Here is a 2,805-nt window from a genome sequence, read left to right on the forward strand (position 1 = left end):
CCGGCGCATCCCCACCGACCGCCACCGACCCGACCTGGATACGCCGCGAAACGCGACGCACCGCTACAGGCCGGGCCGGCAGCTCGGGGAGCCCCAGTGAGACAGGGGCCGGCCCGATCCGCAAGGCACCCCCCGGCTCTCCCGTGGTCATGGCGTCGTCACCGTGTCCCGACGACCGTCTCGCGGGCCGCGCGCAGGGACTCCTTGAGAGAGCCCATGGTGGCGAGTACGGCGGTCGGCTCGTAGCCGCAGTGCGCCATGCAGTTGGCACAGCGCGGATCCTTGCCCCGGCCGTACTTGTCCCAGTCGGTGTCCTCGATGAGCTGACGGTACGTCGGAACGTATCCGTCGCTCATCAGATAGCAGGGGCGCTGCCAGCCGAAGAGGGAGTAGTTGGGAATGGCCCAGGCGGTGCAGGGAAAATCGGCCTTGCCTTCGAGGAAATCCAGGAAGAGCGGCGAGTGGTTGAGGCGCCAGCGGGCCCGGTTGCCGCTGGAGAACGCCTTCCTGAACAGCTCACGGGTCTGCTCGACACCGAGGAAGTGCTCCTGGTCGGGAGCCTTCTCATAGGCGTAGGCGGGCGAGATCATCATCTCGTCCACCTTCAGTTCGTCATTGAGGAAGTTCAGTACCTCGATGACGGTCTGCGGAGTGTCGGTGTTGAAGAAGGTGGAATTGGTCGTGACGCGGAAGCCGCGCCGCTTCGCCTCCTTGATGGCCTCCACCGCCTCGTCGAAGACGCCTTCCTTCGCGACGGACTCGTCGTGCCGCTCCCGCAGCCCGTCGATGTGCACCGCGAAGGCGAAGTACGGCGAGGGAGTGAATTTCTCGATCTTCTTGCGCAGCAGCATCGCGTTGGTGCAGAGGAAGACATACTTCCTCTTGGCCACGAGCTGCCGCACGATCTCGTCGATCTGCGGGTGCATCAGCGGCTCGCCACCGGCGATCGAGACCATGGGCGCCCCGGACTCCAGCACCGCCCCGACGGCCTGGGCAACGGGCATGCGCTGCTTCAGGACACCCGCCGGATGCTGGATCTTGCCGCAGCCCTCACATTTCAGATTGCAGGCGAAGAGGGGTTCCAGCTCGACGATGAGCGGAAACTTCTCACGCCTGCGGAGCTTCTGTTCGAAGAGGTACGTCCCGACCCTGATGGTCTGACGGAGCGGCATGGCCATCTAGCTCACCTCCTGGGGAGCAGCAAAGAACGGTGCCATTCATGAAAAGCAGGCAGGACGGCACGGAGAACACCGAAAGCCGATATTCCTCCGCGCACGGTGCCGATACGGACGAGCTCATGCTCCGGAGCGTCCACGACCACCCGCACGGCCGCGACCGGACGGGTGCCGGCGTCCAGAGCACCACGGAGCGTCGCGGCGGACTCCATGTCCACCGCGATCGCTCCCGTACCGCGCAACGCGGCCCTTTCCTGTCCGCGGACCACATGGTCGGAGCCGGTCAGCGGACCGGTGTGGACCGTACGGCCGGGCAGGATCCGGGCCAGCGCGTCGACGAGCAGCCCGGTGCCCGTACAGGGCGTGGAGCCGTCCGGGCCGCGGGTCTCGTCGGCGACAATGAGATCCCCGGGGTGCATCCCCGGGACGAGTCCGGCACAGAATCCGGACGCCATGACGACCGCGTCCCTGTTGCCGGTCTCCCCGAGCGCGCGCGCCACGGCACACTCGGCGTTCTTGGGTCCCATACCCGTACGCAGGACGGTCACCCGTCCCGCCGGGTCGCCGCGACCGCTTCCGCGCAGCGCGAAGCGCTCGATCCCGAGCGCGCAGGCGATCAGCAGCGGTGGCGGGCCGGCCGGCCCGGAGGACCGTGCCATCAGCTCCCCTTGCGGTTTCCCGCACGGGCGGCGAGTGGCTCCCCGTGGAGATACCGGCCGAGGGCCGTCAGCGGGAAGACCTGACGGTAGAGGTGGTAGTTGATCGAGAAGTCCCATGGGAAGCCGGTACCCGTGAAGTACGGCTCGTCCCAGGAGCCGTCCTCACGCTGGGTCCCGGCCAGATAGGCGACGCCCCGCTCGACGGCCCTGCTCTCCCGCTCCCCGGCCGCGAGCAGCGCGAGGAGCGCCCACGCGGTCTGGGAGGCGGTGGTGGCACCGCGTCCGATCCACTCCCTGTCGTGGTACGAGCGCAGGTCCTCGCCCCAGCCGCCGTCCGCGTTCTGCACGGATTCGAGCCAGCGCACGGCCCGGCGGATCGCGGGATGGGACGCGGGCAGTCCGGCCGCGGTCAGGGCGGGCACCACCGACCCGGTACCATATACATAGTTGACCCCCCAGCGTCCGAACCAGGCGCCGTTCGTCTCCTGTTCGGCGAGAAGCCACTCGATTCCGCGCCGGGTGGCGGGATGGTGGCTCCGGCCCTCGTACGCGAGCATCTCGACCACATGCGCGGTGACATCGGCCGATGGCGGGTCGATGACCTCGCCGAAGTCGCAGAACGGCAGCCGGTTGGGGAACGGGCTGGTGTTGTCGGCGTCGAAGGCGCCCCAGGCCCCGTTTCTCGACTGCATGCCCAGATTCCACCGGGCGCCGCGTTCGATGGCCGCGTCGATCCGCTCGGGCTCCGGGTGCTCGACCCGGCGCAGCGCGAGAATGACCTCTGCGGTGTCGTCGATGTCCGGGTAGTTGTCGTTGTGGAACTCGAACGCCCAGCCGCCCGGCGCGAGTCCGGGTCTGCGCGCGGTCCAGTCGCCGGGACGCAGGATCTGCTCGCCGACGCGGGCGTGAGCCCGGACGATCCGGCCCTGGTCAAGGCCGCGGACTGGATGGTCGGCGAGCAGATCCTGCGT

3 protein-coding genes and 1 pseudogene are annotated in these 2,805 nt (G+C 68.5%); all 4 read right to left on the bottom strand.

Annotated features, from left to right (window positions below; all coding sequences use genetic code 11):
* Window positions 1–151 (bottom strand): annotated as a pseudogene (locus BFF77_RS34965) (flavodoxin-dependent (E)-4-hydroxy-3-methylbut-2-enyl-diphosphate synthase); the annotation flags it as partial.
* 7 nt (window positions 152–158) lie between these two features.
* Entirely contained in the window at window positions 159–1,178 is a 1,020-nt protein-coding gene (gene hpnH / locus BFF77_RS31665; RefSeq protein WP_066956935.1) for an adenosyl-hopene transferase HpnH, read from the bottom strand.
* 5 nt (window positions 1,179–1,183) lie between these two features.
* On the bottom strand, window positions 1,184–1,834 hold the full coding sequence (locus BFF77_RS31670) for a phosphorylase family protein (RefSeq protein WP_066956938.1): 651 nt from the start codon (window positions 1,832–1,834) through the stop codon (window positions 1,184–1,186).
* Window positions 1,834–2,805: squalene--hopene cyclase (shc, locus tag BFF77_RS31675; RefSeq protein ID WP_066956941.1), on the bottom strand; the 972-nt coding region annotated here is incomplete at its 5' end. The genes shc and BFF77_RS31670, both read right to left, overlap by 1 nt.

The organism is Streptomyces lushanensis, from assembly GCF_001700515.1.
In the GTDB taxonomy this organism is placed as follows: domain Bacteria; phylum Actinomycetota; class Actinomycetes; order Streptomycetales; family Streptomycetaceae; genus Streptomyces; species Streptomyces lushanensis.

Excerpts from the sequence above, each read along its gene's own strand:
- hpnH (WP_066956935.1), bottom strand. The coding sequence starts at position 1,178 with ATGGCCATGCCGCTCCGTCAGACCATCAGGGTCGGGACGTACCTCTTC.
- BFF77_RS31670 (WP_066956938.1), bottom strand. The coding sequence starts at position 1,834 with ATGGCACGGTCCTCCGGGCCGGCCGGCCCGCCACCGCTGCTGATCGCC.